The sequence below is a fragment of the Celeribacter baekdonensis genome, from assembly GCF_003047105.1.
Lineage (GTDB): Bacteria > Pseudomonadota > Alphaproteobacteria > Rhodobacterales > Rhodobacteraceae > Celeribacter > Celeribacter baekdonensis_B.
In genome coordinates, this window is the sequence record NZ_CP028475.1 from 2,915,278 (window position 1) to 2,932,951 (window position 17,674).

Annotated in this window: 18 protein-coding genes; 12 read left to right on the forward strand and 6 right to left on the reverse strand. The window is 56.8% G+C overall.

What is annotated here, in order from left to right:
- Positions 1-15: 15 nt before the first annotated feature.
- Together DA792_RS17985 and DA792_RS17990 are read left to right on the forward strand one after the other, a co-directional pair.
- Positions 16-651, forward strand: a complete 636-nt coding sequence (locus DA792_RS17985; protein ID WP_107721719.1) for an LON peptidase substrate-binding domain-containing protein — start codon at positions 16-18, stop codon at positions 649-651.
- Positions 651-851 (forward strand): Trm112 family protein, encoded by a 201-nt coding sequence (locus DA792_RS17990; protein WP_009570581.1) that lies wholly within the window; start codon positions 651-653, stop codon positions 849-851. Before DA792_RS17985 ends, DA792_RS17990 begins: the two co-directional genes overlap by 1 nt.
- 9 nt (positions 852-860) lie before the next feature.
- On the opposite strand, the gene DA792_RS17995 is transcribed toward DA792_RS17990, so the two are convergent.
- Positions 861-2,096: an FAD-dependent monooxygenase gene (locus DA792_RS17995; RefSeq protein ID WP_107721721.1), complete on the reverse strand. Its 1,236-nt coding sequence runs from the start codon at positions 2,094-2,096 to the stop codon at positions 861-863.
- 132 nt (positions 2,097-2,228) lie between these two features.
- Here DA792_RS17995 and DA792_RS18000 point away from each other — a divergent pair, with 132 nt between their 5' ends.
- From DA792_RS18000 to DA792_RS18015, 4 genes are all read left to right on the forward strand, one after another.
- Positions 2,229-3,557 carry an amidase gene (locus DA792_RS18000; RefSeq protein ID WP_107721723.1) on the forward strand — a complete coding sequence of 443 codons (1,329 nt, stop codon included), beginning with the start codon at positions 2,229-2,231 and terminating at the stop codon, positions 3,555-3,557.
- A 127-nt stretch (positions 3,558-3,684) separates the two neighbouring features.
- Positions 3,685-4,866 (forward strand): aminotransferase class I/II-fold pyridoxal phosphate-dependent enzyme, encoded by a 1,182-nt coding sequence (locus DA792_RS18005; RefSeq protein WP_107721725.1) that lies wholly within the window; start codon positions 3,685-3,687, stop codon positions 4,864-4,866.
- 10 nt (positions 4,867-4,876) lie between these two features.
- On the forward strand, positions 4,877-7,897 hold the full coding sequence (locus tag DA792_RS18010) for a DNA translocase FtsK (protein WP_107721727.1): 3,021 nt from the start codon (positions 4,877-4,879) through the stop codon (positions 7,895-7,897).
- An 81-nt stretch (positions 7,898-7,978) separates the two neighbouring features.
- Positions 7,979-8,593 (forward strand): LolA family protein, encoded by a 615-nt coding sequence (locus DA792_RS18015; RefSeq protein ID WP_107721730.1) that lies wholly within the window; start codon positions 7,979-7,981, stop codon positions 8,591-8,593.
- A gap of 4 nt (positions 8,594-8,597) precedes the next feature.
- Here the strand turns inward: DA792_RS18015 and DA792_RS18020 are convergent, their stop codons facing one another.
- Together DA792_RS18020 and DA792_RS18025 are read right to left on the reverse strand one after the other, a co-directional pair.
- A complete protein-coding gene (locus DA792_RS18020; RefSeq protein WP_107721732.1) occupies positions 8,598-9,182 on the reverse strand; it encodes a lytic transglycosylase in 585 nt (194 codons plus the stop codon).
- 106 nt (positions 9,183-9,288) lie between these two features.
- Positions 9,289-10,170 (reverse strand): AEC family transporter, encoded by an 882-nt coding sequence (locus tag DA792_RS18025; protein WP_107721734.1) that lies wholly within the window; start codon positions 10,168-10,170, stop codon positions 9,289-9,291.
- A gap of 85 nt (positions 10,171-10,255) precedes the next feature.
- Here DA792_RS18025 and hspQ point away from each other — a divergent pair, with 85 nt between their 5' ends.
- The gene (gene hspQ, locus DA792_RS18030; protein ID WP_009570589.1) at positions 10,256-10,582 is read left to right on the forward strand and encodes a heat shock protein HspQ; all 327 of its coding nucleotides are present in this window, start codon (positions 10,256-10,258) and stop codon (positions 10,580-10,582) included.
- 18 nt (positions 10,583-10,600) lie between these two features.
- Here hspQ and DA792_RS18035 read toward each other — a convergent pair whose 3' ends face one another.
- Complete coding sequence (locus DA792_RS18035; protein ID WP_254679307.1) at positions 10,601-11,023, reverse strand: ATP-binding protein; 423 nt, start codon at positions 11,021-11,023, stop codon at positions 10,601-10,603.
- Between the two features lie 58 nt (positions 11,024-11,081).
- Entirely contained in the window at positions 11,082-11,426 is a 345-nt protein-coding gene (locus tag DA792_RS18040) for an STAS domain-containing protein (RefSeq protein ID WP_107721738.1), read from the reverse strand.
- A gap of 91 nt (positions 11,427-11,517) precedes the next feature.
- Here DA792_RS18040 and DA792_RS18045 point away from each other — a divergent pair, with 91 nt between their 5' ends.
- The 4 genes from DA792_RS18045 to DA792_RS18060 all read left to right on the forward strand — a co-directional run bounded on the left by DA792_RS18045 (position 11,518) and on the right by DA792_RS18060 (position 14,369).
- The gene (locus DA792_RS18045; protein ID WP_107721740.1) at positions 11,518-11,970 is read left to right on the forward strand and encodes a GAF domain-containing protein; all 453 of its coding nucleotides are present in this window, start codon (positions 11,518-11,520) and stop codon (positions 11,968-11,970) included.
- Positions 11,971-11,988: 18 nt separating this feature from the next.
- Positions 11,989-12,636, forward strand: coding sequence for an RluA family pseudouridine synthase (locus DA792_RS18050; RefSeq protein ID WP_107721742.1), 648 nt, complete (start codon positions 11,989-11,991; stop codon positions 12,634-12,636).
- Positions 12,637-12,741: 105 nt separating this feature from the next.
- The gene (locus tag DA792_RS18055) at positions 12,742-13,395 is read left to right on the forward strand and encodes a peroxiredoxin (RefSeq protein ID WP_107721744.1); all 654 of its coding nucleotides are present in this window, start codon (positions 12,742-12,744) and stop codon (positions 13,393-13,395) included.
- A gap of 77 nt (positions 13,396-13,472) precedes the next feature.
- Positions 13,473-14,369: a glycosyltransferase family 92 protein gene (locus DA792_RS18060; RefSeq protein ID WP_107721746.1), complete on the forward strand. Its 897-nt coding sequence runs from the start codon at positions 13,473-13,475 to the stop codon at positions 14,367-14,369.
- Between the two features lie 77 nt (positions 14,370-14,446).
- On the opposite strand, the gene pnp is transcribed toward DA792_RS18060, so the two are convergent.
- Positions 14,447-16,579 carry a polyribonucleotide nucleotidyltransferase gene (pnp, locus tag DA792_RS18065; RefSeq protein ID WP_107721748.1) on the reverse strand — a complete coding sequence of 711 codons (2,133 nt, stop codon included), beginning with the start codon at positions 16,577-16,579 and terminating at the stop codon, positions 14,447-14,449.
- A 210-nt stretch (positions 16,580-16,789) separates the two neighbouring features.
- On the opposite strand from pnp, the gene DA792_RS18070 reads away from it, so the two are divergent.
- The gene (locus tag DA792_RS18070) at positions 16,790-17,557 is read left to right on the forward strand and encodes an SGNH/GDSL hydrolase family protein (protein ID WP_254679308.1); all 768 of its coding nucleotides are present in this window, start codon (positions 16,790-16,792) and stop codon (positions 17,555-17,557) included.
- Positions 17,558-17,674: the final 117 nt, after the last annotated feature.

Sequence of the window (17,674 nt, forward strand, 5' to 3'; positions counted from 1 at the left end):
CTCTAAGTTAGAGCCATGATAACAGCCGCCGATCTTCCAAAAACCATTGCGATTTTCCCGCTGACCGGGGCGCTTTTGCTGCCTCGGTCAAAGTTGCCTCTGCATATTTTTGAGCCGCGGTATTTGCAGATGATCGAAGATTGCATGAAAACCCCGACCCGCTTGATCGGTATGGTCCAGCCCCGCAGTGGGGCAGGGGAGGGCAAACTCAATTCCATTGGTTGTGCTGGCCGCCTCACCGGGTTTTCCGAAACCGAAGATGGTCGCTATATGATCACCCTGTCCGGCATCTCGCGCTTTCGGTTGGGTCAAGAGAGCACTGGGTTTTCGCCCTACCGTAAATTCGACGTTCATTGGGTGGATTTTGCCGCCGATCTAGGGCCTGCCGAACATGATCCCTGTCTGGATCGTCGGCATTTTATCTCGCTGCTGCGTCGGTATTTTGACGAAGAGGACCTGCGCACCGATTGGGAGAATCTGGGCCGTGCCGAAGACGAATTGTTGATCAATTCCCTGTCCATGCTCTGTCCCTTTGGCTGTGAGGACAAACAGGCGCTTTTAGAGGCGCCGTCTCTTTCCACCCGGCGTGAAACTCTGATAACGTTGATCGAATTCGCTCTCAGAGGCGGCAACAACGAGGAGATGATGTAATGGACGCCCCATCCGAACCGCAAACGCCGCTGTTTGATCGTCGTATGTTGGAGGCGCTTGTGTGCCCGCAAACCCACGCGACGCTGATCTATGATGCTGAGGCTCAGGAATTGATTTCCAAAACCGCAGGCCTCGCCTATCCGATCCGCAACGGCATTCCGATCATGTTGGTCTCAGAGGCGCGCAAAATCGACGCCTAAGTGGGCGGTTTAAAGCGCCCGCCCCTGTAACAGTTTTGGCAAATCACCATTCACCCCGGCGGCCTCGCGGATGGCGGCGCGGCGCAGGCCCGTGATCGAATTGACCACGCCCATCCCCATATCACGTGCGATGCGTAGGATGGGATTGTCGTTTGAGAACAACTTGTTAAAGCTGTCCGTCATTAAGGCCATGGTGGCGACGTCGAAGTGACGCCATTGGCTATAGCGCGCCAAAACATCGGCGCGGCCAATGTCTTCGCCGCGCCGATGCGCGTCCACAATCACTTCGCTCAAGGCGGCAACATCTTTCAGGCCAGCGTTCAAACCTTGGCCTGAAATCGGGTGCATCCCATGCGCCGCATCACCGACCAAAGCCACGCGTGGGGCGTAAAATTTGTTCGCCAAGGTAATGTTGAGCGGATAGGCAAAACGATGGCCAACCAAAGAAATATCACCAAGGAAGCCGCCAAAACGAGGCTTTAACACAGCCATATAATCGGCATCAGACAGGGCCTGAATGTCCCAGGCCATCTTATCCTTTTCGGTCCAGACAATCGAACTTTGATTGCCGGGCAAAGGCAGGATCGCCAAGGGTCCCGAGGGCAAGAAAAACTGATGCGCACAGCCGTGATGTGGCAATTCATGGGCAATCGCACAGACCAGAGCCGTTTGGCCATAACCCCATCCGGTGCGGCCAATCCCGGCGCGCTCCGCCGTACCGGATTTGCGGCCATCACAGCCAACAATCAGCCGCCCGGGCAGCACGGTCCCGTCACTCAGTGTCACTTTTGCCCCATGGGCATCGACCTGTTGCGCCGTGACCGTGCCTTCAATTTGGGTGATCCTGGCTTGCCGATCCAAAGCGGCCAAAAACGCCTGTCGAAGATAACGATCCTCGACCATATAGCCCATCGGGCTTTCATCAATTTCGCCGTCGCGAAATTCCAACATAAACGGTGCAGGGCCCTCGCCCGGCTTGCCGTCCGTGACCTTCACGTCCAAAATCTCTTGTGCATGGGCGGCCGCTTTGCCCCAAATCCCAATGGCTTTCAAAAGCCTCTGAGAGGACAGGGACAGCGCATAGCCACGACCGTCAAAGGCGTCGCTGGCGCGGGCCGCCTGCGGCAAAGAGTCGATCAACGTCACGCTCAACCCCGCATGCGCACAGGCCAGCGCCAAGGCTGGACCATTGAGGCCGCCGCCAACGATGATCACATCACTTGAGGGGGTGGAGTTCTGGGTCATGACGGTCTCCCGGGGGCCAATGTGGACTGCGCTAAATATGATGCACGCGACCGGATTGTCCATGCGCTCATCCGTCGCTAGGTTGTCGAACAGCACGATCTGGGGCGTGCTGCGGGCACGAAAGGAAACGCAATGGCCGATTTCAAAGACATGAGTATGTGCGATCTTGGGCGCGGCATTGGCGCGGGCGACATTGATCCGCGTGATCTGGCGGCTGATTTTTTGGATCGTGCGGCCGCTCACCCGCTCAGCCCCCGCATTTATGCCCGTATGATGACGGATCGTGCTTTGGCTGAGGCCGAGGCTGCCGCCATGCGTGCACAAAATGGCGTGCGGCGTGGCCTTTTGGATGGTGTGCCGGTGTCGTGGAAAGACCTTTTCGACACGGCAGACGTCGCGACTGAAGCGGGCACGGCGCTGTTGAAGGATCGTATTCCCGCCCGTGACTCCGAAATGGTCCGCCGCGGTGCGCAGGCTGGGCTGGTTGCCTTGGGCAAAACCCATATGTCAGAATTGGCGTTTTCCGGTCTTGGCCTCAATCCGATCACCGCCACACCGCCCTGTATCAACGATATGGAGGCGGTTTCGGGCGGGTCGTCCTCAGGTGCTGCCGCCTCGGTGGCTTTTGGTCTCGCACCCGGAGCGATTGGGTCGGATACCGGCGGCTCGGTGCGTATTCCGTCTGCGTGGAACGATCTTGTGGGGCTTAAAACCACCGCCGGACGGTTGTCTGTGGAGGGGGTCGTGCCGCTTGCGGCCGCGTTTGACACGGTCGGGCCGCTGGTCAAAACCGTCGAAGACGCCGCCGCGTTGTTCGCCATTCTGGACGGCACATCCGCCTCCGATCTCAAAGGCGCAAGCCTCAAAGGCAAGCGGTTTTTGATCCTCGACTCCGTCGTGTTTGACGACATTCGTGACGCCCCACTTGCCGGGTTTGACGCCGCTGTGGCCAAATTCAAAGACGCCGGAGTCGAGATTCATCGGGCCCCTGTGCCCGCTGTCGAGGCGGCCATGGACCTCTCGGGCATTCTGTTCACCGTCGAAGCCTATGCCGAATGGCGTGAGTATATCGAAGCCGATCCTGACGTGATGTTCCCGCGTATCTTGGAGCGGTTTCGGGCAGGTGGCACGTTCAGTGGTGTTGATTTCGTGGCCGGTTGGAAAAAGCTTGCCCATTTGCGCGCGCAGTATCTCAAAGCCACGGCGGGCTATGATGCCGTGATCCTTCCCACCGCGCCGATCCTGCCGCCCCACGCGGAGCGGTTGATGACGGATGCGGAGTACTATGTGACTGAAAACCTTTTGGCTTTGCGCAACACACGGGTCGGCAACCTGATGGGATTGGCGGCGCTGACCCTGCCCACGGGTGTGCCGTCTTGCGGGATCATCCTGCAAACGCCGCCCAATACGGAAGCGCGCCTGTTACGGCTTGGGGCCGCGGCAGAGGCGGCGCTGGCCTAAAAGCCACAACTGCGACATGGGGCCCCCGGTGTTTGGCGTCTTTTGCTGGACCCGGAGGCCGACGCCCGCTATCTTGATGGTAATTACCCGGGCAAAAGATCCGGAAACACGAGGCAGTAGCAGTTCCATGACGTTTCCTGAGCGGTTTTCAAACCTGCCAGACTATGCGTTTCCGCGTTTGCGGAACCTTCTCGACGCGCATGCGCCGGGCGGTGAGGTGATGCATATGACCATTGGCGAACCGCGCCACGCCATGCCCGATTTTATCGGAGAGGTTTTGGCCGAAAACATCGCAGGTTTTGCCAAATACCCGAACAACAACGGCTCTGACGCGTTGCTGAGCGCGATCTCAAACTGGATTGCGCGCCGCTTTGATGTGGCGGTCGATCCCGAGACTGACATCATGGCGCTGAATGGCACGCGTGAAGGCCTGATGAACGCCTGTCTGGCGCTGTGCCCAGAGAAAAAACGCGGCAAACAGCCGGTCGTTTTGATCCCGAACCCGTTTTACCAAGTCTACGCCGTGGCTGCCGTGACCAGCGGGGCAGAGCCCGTGTTTGTGCCTGCCACGCGGGACACCGGGTTCTTGCCCGATTACGCCAGTTTACCGACCGAGGTGCTCGACCGCGCCACGATTGCCTATATCTGTAGCCCGTCCAACCCACAGGGGGCCGTGGCCTCGCGCGATTATCTGCGCGCCTTGATCACCTTGGCGGAAAAGCACGACTTCAAAGTGTTTGCTGACGAATGCTATTCCGAGATTTACCGGGATGTGCCGCCCACAGGTGCGCTTGATGTCGCCCGCGAATTGGGGGCTGATCCCGAACGCGTGGTGATTTTTCATTCTTTGTCTAAACGCTCGAACCTTCCGGGGCTGCGTTCGGGGTTTGTCGCCTCTGGACCGCAAAATATTCATCACATCCGTCGTCTGCGGGCCTACTCCGGCGCGCCGCTTCCGGGCCCAATCCAAGCCGTGTCCGCGCGGGTTTGGGCCGACGAAGATCATGTCATCGCCTCGCGCGCACTCTATGCCGAAAAATTCGACATGGCCGATGAGGTGTTTGCGGGCATCGACGGTGCGGCGGCCCCTGAGGCCGGTTTTTTCCTCTGGCTGCCCGTCAAAGATGGCGAAGAGGCGGCGATGAGGCTTTGGACACAAACTGGCGTGCGGGTTTTGCCCGGCGCTTATCTTTCGAGGGACGTGGATGGGGAAAACCCCGGCGCGCCATATATCAGGGTCGCTCTTGTGGCCCCAATCAACGAGACACGGCGCGGGCTGATCATGCTTCGCGACTGTTTGTACACATAAAGAGGCAGGCATGGCATCCTATCAGGCACGTGGTCGCGATCCGCTTTTCGACAGAAACACCCAAGCCGTTTTGGAACGGCGGGGGAAGGAACTTATTGGGCTTGGCTTGATTGTGGCAGGGATTCTGTTTGCCCTGATGCTCGGTTCCTATGTGCCCGAAGATCCAAGTTGGCTGTCCGCCACCGACGCGCCTGTACACAATGTTTTGGGTCGGTTCGGTGCCTCGATTGCCTCGCCTTTGATGATCATCGTCGGTGTCGCCTCTTGGGGCTTCCCTCTGGCGTTTCTGGCATGGGGATTGAGGTTTGTCCTGCATCGCGGGGCTGACCGCGCGCTGACGCGGTCTGTGTTTGTCCCGATCGCAATTGCCGTGGCTGCGGTCTATGCCTCGACCCATGCCTCCACCGCGCCGCAAAGTTTTGGCGGTCTTTTCGGCGACACTGTTTTGGCCGCATTGATCCAAATTATCCCATTTGGTGCGGGGTTTAGCCTTAAAGCCCTTTCTGTCCTGTCATTTTTTGGCACGCTTGCGATCGCGCTTTTTGCCTTTGGCTTTGTTGTCCGTGAATTGCTTGCGGGCGGGCGGTTTTTGCTGATCGGTGTTGTGTCGCTCTATGCACTGGTGCTGCACCTTTTGGGGCGCAGTGCACGCGGGTCGATGACGGTCGGACAGCGGTTGGCTCAAAATGCCGCCCAACGTCGCGATGAGCGCCGCCAGGCCGCCGCCGAACTTGTCGAATTTGAAGCGGCGCAGGCCGTGCAGGCCCAGCCGCGACCGGGGCGCGTGTTGCGAGCGCCGATGCCGGAGCCTGCACCACAGGCTGAGGCTTATCCTGCGGAATACGACTCCAAACCTTCGCTTTTCGCGAAGATGCCGGGGCTCTTGAAACGCACCGCGCCTGAAGATTTGGAACCGGAATTGATCGAACGCGACGAGGCCCCGGATGTTTATGTTGCGCCGGGTCAGGACGATCGTATCCGCTCCAAAATTGCCAATGTGATCAGCGCCCGCTCGCGGGTTGGATCACGCGAGGCTCCGGCGGTTTCCGAGCGGGTTGAACCGCCGCTCACCGCCGCGCAAAAGGCCGCGGCGAAATACAAAAAGGGTCCGAAGCCAATGATCTTGGCGCAGGCCGAGCGGTCACAGCCGGTGGTTGCCCCCTATGCGGCGGCCTATGTTGATGATGGCTTGGCCGAGGGCAACTTGCGTGCTGATGAGACCGACGCGGATCTGTCGCCCTATGACACATATGACGATGCTGCGACCTACGATGCCACTGCTTACGATGACTATGGCTATGGTGCAGCAGATGCGTTTGAGGCCGCGCCTCTTCCAGAAGTTGAAGAGATTGAACCCCCGGAGTATCTGAACGCGCAGCCGCAGCGGTATGAACCGCCAAAACCCGCAGCCCCCGAGGCCAAGCGTGTGGTGCAACATCCGGTGCGCAAACCTGTTGTTCAGTCGAAACAGGCGCAAGCCGAAGCCCAGCCTGCGTTGAAATTCGACCCGAAAGAGGCGCAATACGAAGTGCCGCCGCTGTCCTTGTTGGACAACTCGGTCAACATTGTGCGTCACACGCTCTCAGATGAAGCGTTGGAAGAAAACGCACGGATGTTGGAAAGCGTGTTGGACGATTACGGCGTCAAAGGTGAGATCGTTTCGGTCCGCCCTGGCCCGGTTGTCACCATGTACGAACTTGAACCGGCGCCGGGTCTCAAAGCGTCCCGAGTGATCGGCCTCTCCGACGACATCGCGCGCTCTATGTCGGCGCTCTCGGCCCGTGTGTCCACGGTGCCGGGTCGGTCGGTGATCGGGATCGAATTGCCCAATGATCACCGCGAAATGGTCAGCTTCCGCGAAATCCTGTCGACCCGCGATTATGGCGATGGCAAATTGTCCCTACCTCTGGCTTTGGGCAAAGACATCGGTGGCGATCCGGTTGTGACCAATCTTGCCAAAATGCCTCACCTTTTGATCGCTGGGACCACCGGCTCCGGGAAATCCGTGGCGATCAACACGATGATCCTCTCATTGCTCTATCGGCTCACGCCAGAGGAATGTCGCCTGATCATGATCGACCCGAAAATGTTGGAGCTTTCGGTTTATGACGGCATTCCACACCTTTTGTCGCCGGTTGTGACCGATCCGAAAAAGGCCGTTGTCGCGCTCAAATGGGCTGTGGCGGAGATGGAAGATCGCTATCGCAAAATGTCCAAAATGGGCGTGCGCAATATTGATGGGTACAATGGTCGCGTCAAAGAAGCGTTGGCCAAAGGTGAGCTGTTTTCGCGCACGGTTCAAACCGGGTTTGATGAAGAAACCGGTGATCCGATCTTTGAAACCGATGAGTTCCAGCCCGAAACTCTGCCCTATATCGTCGTTATCGTGGACGAGATGGCCGACCTGATGATGGTTGCGGGCAAAGAGATCGAAGCCTGTATTCAACGTCTCGCGCAGATGGCGCGGGCCTCTGGCATCCACTTGATCATGGCGACACAGCGCCCGTCTGTCGATGTCATCACCGGCACGATCAAGGCCAACTTCCCGACCCGGATTTCGTTCCAGGTGACGTCGAAAATCGACAGCCGCACCATTTTGGGGGAACAGGGTGCCGAGCAGCTCCTTGGCATGGGCGACATGTTGTACATGGCGGGGGGCGGTAAAATTCAACGCTGCCACGCGCCGTTTGTCTCCGATGAAGAGGTCGAGAAAATCGTGTCTTATCTCAAAGCCTACGGTCCGCCTGATTATGTCGGTGGTGTGGTTGAGGGCCCGGATGCGGATAAGGAAAGCGACATTGACGCGGTGCTGGGTCTGTCTGGCGGAAACACCGATTCAGAAGATGCGCTATATGACACAGCCGTGGCCATTGTCATTAAAGACCGCAAATGTTCGACCTCCTACATCCAGCGCAAATTGGCCATCGGTTATAACAAAGCGGCGCGTTTGGTGGAGCAAATGGAGGACGAAGGCGTGGTTTCCTCGGCCAACCATGTCGGGAAGCGCGAAATTCTTGTTCCTGAACAATGACATATCCCATCACGTCAAAATCCGCGTGATGTGATCTAAAGAGAGGTGAAAGGGTGCGCGCAAAGGCGTATATGTGAGGGTATGAAACGCTTTATCACCGCTCTTGCGCCCGCCGCCCTGATCGCTTTTTCCGTTGCTGCTCCGGCAATGGCGGAAAAATTGTCGCTCGGAACCCTGTCGAATTACCTCAATGGGCTGTCCACAGTTCAGGCCGATTTCACTCAAACCAACGATGATGGGTCGCGCTCCTCGGGCACGTTGACGCTTAAGCGCCCGGGACGGATGCGCCTGTCCTACGGCGGGGAAAAGGATCCGCTTGTTTTGGGCTCTGGCGGCCAAGTTGCTATTTTCGATCCAAGGTCAAACGAGCCACCGCAGCGCTTTCCGATGGCGCAAACGCCGCTGTCTTTGATCTTGGCGCGCAATGTGGACCTGTCAAAGGCACGCATGGTGGTGTCGCATACTGAGGTCAATGGCGACACCGTTGTGCGTGCGCAAGACCCGGATCACCCGGAATATGGCTCGATTGATTTGATTTTTAGCGCCACGCCCATTCTGAAAGCTTGGGTTATTCACGATCAGAATGGTGGCGACACGACCGTCCAGCTCACCAAGATGATGCTGGGCGGATCGGTGTCTGACAGCGCGTTCAACATCCGCTCGGAAGCCAGACGGCGCGGTACGCCGATCGACTAAAGGTTTAGAGCTGACGACAGGCAATCAATTGTTGCCGATATGTGGCGGAGCGTGCGCCGACCTCGGTGGAGACACGCATCAACCATGCTTTCGCGCGGTAACTGCCGCGCGAATAGCCGGTGCGGCCTTCGTGATACGCGAGGTATTGTGATGTGGCATCCTGTTTTGAAATGCCCAAAACGGAAGTGGATTTATCCATATACCAACCCATGAAATCGGTTGCGTCCTGAATGCGGTCGCGTTTGGCACTCCAGCGTTTTTGTTCGCGGCGGTACTCATCCCAAGTGGCATCGAGCGCCTGCGCATATCCGTAGGCGGAGCTTTGCCTCCCCATCGGGATCACGCCGAGCACGAAACGATAGGGGGTGCGGGCGTTGCCGATAAATTTGCTTTCTTGATAGAACGTCGCCATTTGCACGTTCACCGGAATGCCCCATTTGCGTTCGGTGGCTTTCATCGCCCGAAGATAGGTCGGGCGTTGGGATACGATGGCGCAGGCGTTTTCGAGTTCCCGGGGGGCGGAAAAATTGCCGCTGCCGCAAGCCGAGACCAAGAGAAGTAATGCCACTGCGCGAAGACGTCTGCTCATGTCTGCCTCTCGCTTTTTTGTTGTCTGACAGAATAGCGGATTTGGGCGTGGTGTGAAATGTCTTTCCCGTGATGTTTGCGCTCAAAGGCGGGCAGGACGTCGCGGGTTAAATGACAATGGCCAATAGAATGGGCAAATATAGGACGGAAAGAAGCGTTGAAGCGACAACAAGCGCGGCCACCGCATCAGAATCAGCGCCATATTTTTCCGCCAGCATATAGGAGGTTACTGCGACGGGTGTGGCGATTTGGACCACGAGCACGGCAAAAGCAATGGGGTCTAGGTGAAAATAGCGACCTGCAAGTGCTGCGATCCCGGCGCAAAGGATGACCTTGGCCACAGCGGTGATCCCGGCTCGACCCAGCCCGTGCGGACGCAGTCGCGCCACGGCGACGCCGAGTGTGATCAGCATGATCGGAATGGCAACTTGGCCCAAAAGTTCGAGCGTGTTCATCGCAAATTTGGGTAGGGTCCAGCCTTGCCACAAAAACAGCGCGCCAAGGGCGGTGGCCCAGACCAAAGGTTCCTTGAACGCCTTCGCAGGGGAGCCGCCCCCGGCCGTCACATAGACGCCAAAGGTAAAGGACCACAACGCCATCACGGCGAACACCACCACAGCATAGCTCAACCCTGTTTCACCAAAGGCGAAGAGGGCAAGCGGCAGGCCAAGGTTGCCGGTGTTGCCAAAAATCAGTGGGGCCAGAAAGGTTCGGCTGTCGAGTTTGAACAGTTTCACTGCAAGATAGGCGGCCAGAGTGACCCCCGCATAAGCAGAGATCGCGGCGAAGGACAGGGCGGTCAACGCGGCGGGTTCAATGTCGGCTTTGACCAAAGCGGTAAAGATCAGCGCTGGGACGGAGAGGGTCATCGTCAGCTTGGTGACAAACTCCAATCGGTATTCGTGGCCGGTTTTGACCCAAGTGAACCCGACCAGTGCCAAAAGGAAAACCGGCGACACGATTTCAAGCACTGTTAAAACGAGGTTCACAGACTGTTTCCCATTTCTTTGCCCGTCCCCCGTGGACAGTCGCCATTTTTACGGTCTACTAACCGTTTATGGGGGTTGCAACGTTATGATGACATCACGCGCCAAATATCATCTTGGGCAAGTTGTCTGCCACAAGCAACATCGCTTTCGAGGGGTGATCTTTGACGTGGATGCGATGTTTTCAAACACCCAAGAATGGTATGATGCCATTCCTGAAGACAGCCGACCCCATAAAGATCAACCTTTTTATCATTTGCTCGCTGAAAATGACCAAAGCTATTATGTCGCCTATGTGTCTGAACAGAACCTTGTTGCCGATTATTCCGGCGTTCCGGTTGAGCATCCCGATCTGTCAGATCTGTTCGGTCCGTTTGAGGACGGGTCCTATCCGTTGCATTTCCAACTGAACTGATGCGAACGTGGTAGGGGCTTAGTTGAGGCGACCAATGGACATGCGAAACGAGAGGTGGTTTTGACCGTCTTCGTGATAGTACTCCAAATCATGCGCCAGCTCCCGGATCAGAAACCAACCAAACCCACCCTCAGGAAGATCGGCAACGTTGCAATTGAGGTCACATTGCAGCCCCAGAGGGGGTTCGCCATTTGGCATCATCTCCCCGGTGTCGATGATGGTGCACCATAACCCGGCGGTGGTTTGCGACATTTGAATTTCAATGATGCCCGCCTCATCCTCACGATAGGCATGTTCGACAATGTTGTTGAGGATTTCCGCCAACACCAGTTCGAGACTGGCAAGTTCATCGGCGGAAAAGCCGATCGGGCCAAGGCCACTTTTGATGCTTTTCAATCCGCGTCGAACGGCGTTTTCTCGTGCCGGAAGAATGATCCTCAACTCATTTTCTTTCGATTGCGGACGTATGCTACGGACCGCTTTGTCTTGTAAATTGCCCTCAGGACGCATTCGCCACGCCCTCCACCGCCGTGGAGACGCTGTCGTGAATGGTGAATACGGTGTCCATGCGGGTCAGGTGAAACACCCGTTGCACGGTTGGATGAAGGGCGGCGAGTTCCAGACGTTGCCCATGGCGCACGGCTTTCAACGCAGCGACAACGGCGCCAAGGCCGGAGCTGTCGAGGAATTCAACATTGCCAAGATCGAGAATGATGCGGGAGGGGCCAGCCTCACTCAGCTCGCGCATCTCATCCTTAAACTGGATTGCGCAGGCCGCATCAATTCGGTTTTCGCCAACGCATACGACACGCACATCCTCAAAATCCTGATGGTTCAGTTTCATCTGCGATACCTTTGCTCTTCCGATGAGAAGAAACTACGATCCAAATATTACCAATGGGTTTGCACAGACCCAAAAAACGGAGAAAAACCACATGGATTATGCTGCTTTGTCAGATCGGATCAAAAGCCTCTGCGAAGGGGAAACGGATATGGTCGCTTTGATGGCAACGTTTGCATGCGAGGTGCATCTTTTTGATGATCGCTTTGATTGGACAGGATTTTACCGTGTTGTTTCCAAAGACCTTTTGAAGATCGGGCCGTATCAAGGCGGGCATGGATGTCTTGTGATTCCGTTTTCACGTGGCGTCTGTGGAGCCTGTGCACGCACCGGGGAGACCCAATTGGTTGAGGATGTCGAGGCGTTTGAGGGCCATATCGCCTGCTCGTCGAGCACGCGTTCGGAAATTGTCCTACCTGTGCGAAATGCAAAAGGCACGCTTCTTGGCGTCTTTGATATCGACAGCAATCTGCCTGCTGCATTTACCCAAGAGGATGTGACGGCACTGAGCGAAATCCTGGATGACACCTTTGCCTCCTGTGCGTAGCCATGCTATCGCCGCGCCATGGATACAATCTACGCCCCGCCGCAAGACCCACTTAAAATCATTCACATGGATCATGAAATCCTCGTGGTCGATAAGCCTGCGGGGCTCTTGTCTGTGCCGGGCAAAGGCGAGCATCTGGCCGATTGTCTCATCGCGCGGATCAAAGCGGTATTCCCGGAGGTCTTGCTGATCCATCGACTGGATCGCGATACATCAGGTGTGATGATCTTTGCGCTCACGCCCCATGCGCAGCGCCACATCGGTCTGCAATTTGAAAAACGACAGACCAAAAAGACCTATGTCGCCTGGGTTCATGGCCATATCGCAGAGAAAACCGGCACGGTTGATTTGCCGCTGATCGTCGATTGGCCCAATCGCCCGCGTCAGATGGTGGACCATGAAAACGGCAAACAAGCGATCACCGATTGGCGTGTAGTGCGCTACACGGAGGATCAAACCCGTGTCCGGCTTATGCCCAAAACGGGCCGGTCGCATCAGTTGCGTGTGCATATGTTGGCGCTGGGCCACCCGATTATGGGCGATCCGTTTTATGCCACTGGCCCCGCGCGCGAGGCGCCGCGTTTGATGCTTCACGCTGAACAATTGCGCCTGCGTCACCCGGACGGCGGGGCGGGGCTGTCCTTTACCGCCAAATGCCCGTTTTGACAAAGCCCGAGTAATTTTGTCGCGGGGTGGATCAGAAGGGTGTAAAATCCATTTTTAGAACCTATCTAAACTCACGAACCACGCATTTACTCAAAGGAGAAAACCATGGGCCTTCGCATCAATGACATTGTTCCCAATCTGACCGTGACCACCGACCAAGGTGAGATCACTTTGCACGACTGGATCGGCGACAGCTGGGCGGTGATTTTCTCCCACCCGAAAGATTTTACACCCGTGTGCACCACCGAATTTGGCGCTGTGGCACAGCTTGCCGACGAATGGGTGGCGCGCAACACCAAGGTTCTTGGCGTGTCTGTGGATGGCGTCGAAGAGCACAAGGGCTGGAAAACCGACATCGAATCCTTTGCGGGGGCCAAAGCGGGTTTCCCGATCGTGGCGGACACAGATCTGTCTCTGTCCAAAGCTTTCGACATGCTCCCGTCTGAGGCCTATCTGCCGGATGGGCGCACGCCCGCTGACACTGCCACCGTGCGCTCCGTCTTTATCATTTCGCCGGATAAAAAAGTTCAGTTGATGATGACCTATCCGATGTCTGTGGGTCGGAACTTTGCCGAAATCCTGCGCGCTTTGGATGGCCTTCAAAAGACCTTTGGTGTGCCTTTGGCGACGCCTGCGAACTGGACCATCGGCCAAGACGTGATCGTCGCGACCTCTTTGGATGACGCCGCTGCGACCGAAAAGTTCGGCGCGCTGGACAAAAAACTGCCCTACTTGCGGTTTGCCAAAGACCCAAAGTAAGGGTCTGACACAGCTTTAATTCGCCCCTGTTCGCCTGTGCCATTCTTTCTTATGGTGCTCGCGAATAGGGGTTTTTTATGCTGTCATTTCTGCGCCGAACCAAATCCATCTCTCGCATCGCGCTTGATCCGCCAACGCCCTTACCGGATCGCACAGGGATAGCCCTTGTCGTGATCGTCAAAAACGAAGCGGCGCATGTCGGCGAATGGGCGCGGTTTCACCTGCGCGCCGGGGTGTCGCATGTCTACGTCTATGACAATGGCTCCACCGACACGACATTGGTCGAAATGGTCGCGGCCATCGGCGTGCAACACATGACCGTGGTCCCATGGGACCAAAAGCTGCGCGATGGCATCACAGGTGCGGAAATCCATAATCAAGTGCTGGCCTATACCCATGCCGTGCGCAATTTTGGCGCGGCCTATCGGTGGATGTCTTTCATTGACGTGGATGAATTCTTGGTGCCGAAGTCCGGGCATACGCTGCCTGACTGCCTTGCGCATCTGGAGAGGGAAACCAACATCTCGCTGCCATGGCATATGTTCGGGCGCAACGGCTTTGAGGCCGCGCCTGAGGGTGGCATTATCGCCAATTACACCCGCCGTCACCCCGACCCGATGAGCCCCTTAAAAGGCATGTGCAATTTTAAAATGATCGTCGACCCCTGTGCTGTGACCGCGATCAAAGTGCATTCGGTCGAGACGGACGGGTCCACCGCAAGCGTGAATGACAAAGGCACACGCGCCGCCGCCGGGGATCGTAAAAAGCCGGGTTTTTATTCCGCCGATCACATCCAACTCAACCACTATTACACCCGCTCAAACGCGGAACTTCAGGCCAAAATTAACCGTGGCTCCAACATGACCCAAGACGAGGCCGACCATAAACGCCGCGTCATGCGCAAAGTCGATCAGATCGAGGCGGAGAGTGTCGAGGATTTGGTGGCGAAACGGTGGTTTGGCGCGCGTCCCTAGCTTCATTGCAGTCCAAATACTCGAACAAAAAGCCCCGCCAAAAGCGGGGCTTTTCTTATGTCTGACCAAAGAGCTGATTACTCAGCGGTTTCTTCAGCCACGGCTTCTTCGCCCGTCGTTTGATCGACCATTTTCATGCCGAGGCGCACTTTGCCGCGGTCATCAAAGCCCAGAAGTTTCACGTAAACGTCCTGACCTTCTTTGAGAACGTCAGACGGGTGATTCAGGCGGCGGTTTTCGATCTGGGAGACGTGCACAAGGCCGTCACGCTTGCCAAAGAAGTTCACGAACGCGCCGAAATCGACGAGTTTCACGACTTTACCTTTGTAGACCTTGCCTTCTTCCGGCTCTGCGACGATCGAATAGATCATATCGTAGGCTTTCTGGATGGCTTCACCGTTGGCGGAGGCGATTTTGATGATGCCGTCGTCGTTGATGTCGACTTTTGCGCCGGACATTTCAACGATTTCACGGATCACTTTACCGCCGGAGCCGATCACTTCACGGATCTTATCAACCGGGATTTGCATGGTTTCGATGCGCGGAGCGTGGGCGGAGAATGCGCCAGCGCCGGACAGCGATTTGTTCATCTCACCGAGGATATGCAAACGACCTGCTTTCGCCTGAGCGAGCGCTTGTTTCATGATCTCAGGCGTGATGCCCGCGACCTTGATGTCCATTTGCAAGGAGGTGATGCCCGCTTCGGTGCCCGCGACTTTAAAGTCCATGTCACCCAAGTGATCTTCGTCACCCAAGATGTCGGTCAGGATCGCGAATTCGCCATCGTCTTCCAACACCAGACCCATGGCCACACCAGCCACAGCGGCTTTGAGCGGCACACCAGCGTCCATCATCGACAAGGAGCCACCGCACACAGACGCCATGGAAGAGGAGCCGTTGGATTCGGTGATCTCAGACACGATGCGGATCGTGTAGGGGAAATCGGTGGCAGCGGGCAGAACGGCCTGAAGGGCGCGCCATGCGAGTTTGCCGTGGCCGATTTCACGACGACCCGGGGAGCCTACGCGACCCACTTCACCCACAGAGTAGGGAGGGAAGTTGTAGTGCAGCAGGAAGTTGGATTTGAAGTTGCCATGCAGCGCGTCGATGAACTGTTCGTCATCGCCGGTGCCCAGCGTGGTCACAACCAGACCCTGCGTTTCACCACGGGTGAACAAAGCAGAGCCGTGGGTGCGCGGCAGCAGTCCGGTTTCGCAAACGATCGGGCGAACCTGATCCAATGCACGACCGTCGATGCGCTTGCCCTCTTTCACCACAGTGCCGCGAAGCACGGAGGATTCGAGTTTCTTCAACGCAGAGCCGAGGTTTTCATCGGCCAACTGGTCCTCAGAGAGGGTGGCTTTGATGTCGTCCTTGGCGGCAGAAACCGCAGCAACGCGCTCTTGCTTGTCGGTGATCGCATAAGCGGCGCGCATTTTGTCTTCGCCAGCAGATTTCACCGCAGCGAACAACGCGGAGTAATCCGGTGCGTTGAATTCAAACGGCTCTTTTGCGGCATCTTCGGCCAGATCAATGATCAGGTCGATGACCGGCTGGATTTGCTCATGGGCAAAGGTCACAGCGCCGAGCATTTCGTCTTCGGTCAGCTCGTAAGCTTCCGATTCCACCATCATCACGGCGTCTTTGGTGCCCGCAACAACAAGGTCGAGACGCTGCTCAGGGTTCGAGCGCAGGTTCTGCATGTCATCGACTTCGGGGTTGAGGATGTATTCGCCATCCACAAAACCAACGCGGCACCCGGCAATCGGGCCACGGAACGGTGCGCCGGAAATGGTCAGAGCGGCGGAGGCGGCGATCATTGCAACGACGTCCGGGTCATTGACCAGATCGTGCGACAGAACCGTACACATCACGAGAACTTCGTTTTTGAAGCCCGGCACAAACAGCGGGCGGATCGGACGGTCGATCAAACGCGCAGTCAGCGTCTCTTTTTCAGTCGGACGTGCTTCGCGTTTGAAAAAGCCACCCGGCACTTTACCGGCGGCGTAGTATTTCTCTTGGTAGTGAACCGTGAGCGGAAAGAAATCCTGCCCCGGTTTCTGTGCCTTAGCAAAGGTCACGTTGGCCATGACCGAGGTTTCGCCAAGAGTGGCGATCACGGTGCCATCGGCCTGACGGGCAATCTTGCCCGTTTCCAGTGTCAGCGTCTCTTCGCCCCACTGGATCGATTTTTTCACTTCGTTGAACATCAAGTGTATCCTACTTGGGAGCTCTCCCGCCCCTGCGGGTCTCCCGATTGATTGGCGGCCCCATTGCCGCCGACCCCTCTATCCTAATTTCACAACGCCGGGGTCACTGCGTCACGTCTCAGATGGCTCCGCCCTTACAGCAATTTAGGGGTTTTGTAAAAGACTTCGTTCTGGATGCGGCATCCCAAAATTGACATAAACGGATGCAAAATGAACGCAGAATCCCTCGTGAGGTCTGAAGTGCGATTGAAATCTGGTTTTTATGGCCTGCTGGCCGTCTTTTTGTGTGCTCTGTCTTTGGCAGGCGCGCCTCGCGAGGGCTGGGCACAATCCACACAAGAGGTCGTGTCAGAGGATCAGGCCGCACGCATCCTTGCCATCGGCGATTCCATGATGGCGTGGCACGGGATCACCGGGAATTCGATTGCGGATGCGCTGTCTGACGCGTTGGATGAACCCGTGGTCAACCGCTCTGTTGCGGGGGCACGGATCATTTATGGCCTGCCGATCACCGGTGCGCTTGGGCTTAAAATCGCCAAACAATACCATGGCAAGCCGTGGGATTGGGTGGTGGTCAATGGGGGCGGCAACGATCTTTGGTTGGGCTGCGGCTGTGGCAAATGTGAGCGCAAGATCAACAGGATGGTGGCGAAAAATGGCACCAGTGGTGACATTCCGCAGTTGATTACACGTATCCGTAAGACCGGTGCGCGCGTGGTCTTTATAGGCTATCTGCGCAGCCCTGGTGTCGATTCTATCATCGACGCGTGTCGTCCGTCCGGTGACGCGCTTGAGGCGCGCCTCATACAGATGGCCAAGGAGATGGACGGGGTTTATTTTCTCTCCATCGCCGATCTCGTGCCTGATGGGGATCGCTCTTTTCATGGCGCGGACATGATTCATCCCTCAAAAAAGGGGTCAAAAGCCATCGGGCGTATGGTGGCCGATCTCATTCGACAGGTTGATGAAAGCCGCTAAAGGCGACTGATCCCCATAAAAAAATCCCCCGGTTCCCCGGAGGATTTTAAAACTGCAACGCGAGATCGCCCACACGACACCTGAAACGATCCCCTTGTGGGAGGTGTAAGGTGCGGG

Coding starts and splice junctions, on each gene's coding strand:
- DA792_RS17985 (WP_107721719.1), top strand. CDS start 16: ATGATAACAGCCGCCGATCTTCCAAAAACCATTGCGATTTTCCCGCTG.
- DA792_RS17990 (WP_009570581.1), top strand. CDS start 651: ATGGACGCCCCATCCGAACCGCAAACGCCGCTGTTTGATCGTCGTATG.
- DA792_RS17995 (WP_107721721.1), bottom strand. CDS start 2,096: ATGACCCAGAACTCCACCCCCTCAAGTGATGTGATCATCGTTGGCGGC.
- DA792_RS18000 (WP_107721723.1), top strand. CDS start 2,229: ATGGCCGATTTCAAAGACATGAGTATGTGCGATCTTGGGCGCGGCATT.
- DA792_RS18005 (WP_107721725.1), top strand. CDS start 3,685: ATGACGTTTCCTGAGCGGTTTTCAAACCTGCCAGACTATGCGTTTCCG.
- DA792_RS18010 (WP_107721727.1), top strand. CDS start 4,877: ATGGCATCCTATCAGGCACGTGGTCGCGATCCGCTTTTCGACAGAAAC.
- DA792_RS18015 (WP_107721730.1), top strand. CDS start 7,979: ATGAAACGCTTTATCACCGCTCTTGCGCCCGCCGCCCTGATCGCTTTT.
- DA792_RS18020 (WP_107721732.1), bottom strand. CDS start 9,182: ATGAGCAGACGTCTTCGCGCAGTGGCATTACTTCTCTTGGTCTCGGCT.
- hspQ (WP_009570589.1), top strand. CDS start 10,256: ATGATGACATCACGCGCCAAATATCATCTTGGGCAAGTTGTCTGCCAC.
- DA792_RS18040 (WP_107721738.1), bottom strand. CDS start 11,426: ATGAAACTGAACCATCAGGATTTTGAGGATGTGCGTGTCGTATGCGTT.
- DA792_RS18045 (WP_107721740.1), top strand. CDS start 11,518: ATGGATTATGCTGCTTTGTCAGATCGGATCAAAAGCCTCTGCGAAGGG.
- DA792_RS18050 (WP_107721742.1), top strand. CDS start 11,989: ATGGATACAATCTACGCCCCGCCGCAAGACCCACTTAAAATCATTCAC.
- DA792_RS18055 (WP_107721744.1), top strand. CDS start 12,742: ATGGGCCTTCGCATCAATGACATTGTTCCCAATCTGACCGTGACCACC.
- DA792_RS18060 (WP_107721746.1), top strand. CDS start 13,473: ATGCTGTCATTTCTGCGCCGAACCAAATCCATCTCTCGCATCGCGCTT.
- pnp (WP_107721748.1), bottom strand. CDS start 16,579: ATGTTCAACGAAGTGAAAAAATCGATCCAGTGGGGCGAAGAGACGCTG.
- DA792_RS18070 (WP_254679308.1), top strand. CDS start 16,790: ATGAACGCAGAATCCCTCGTGAGGTCTGAAGTGCGATTGAAATCTGGT.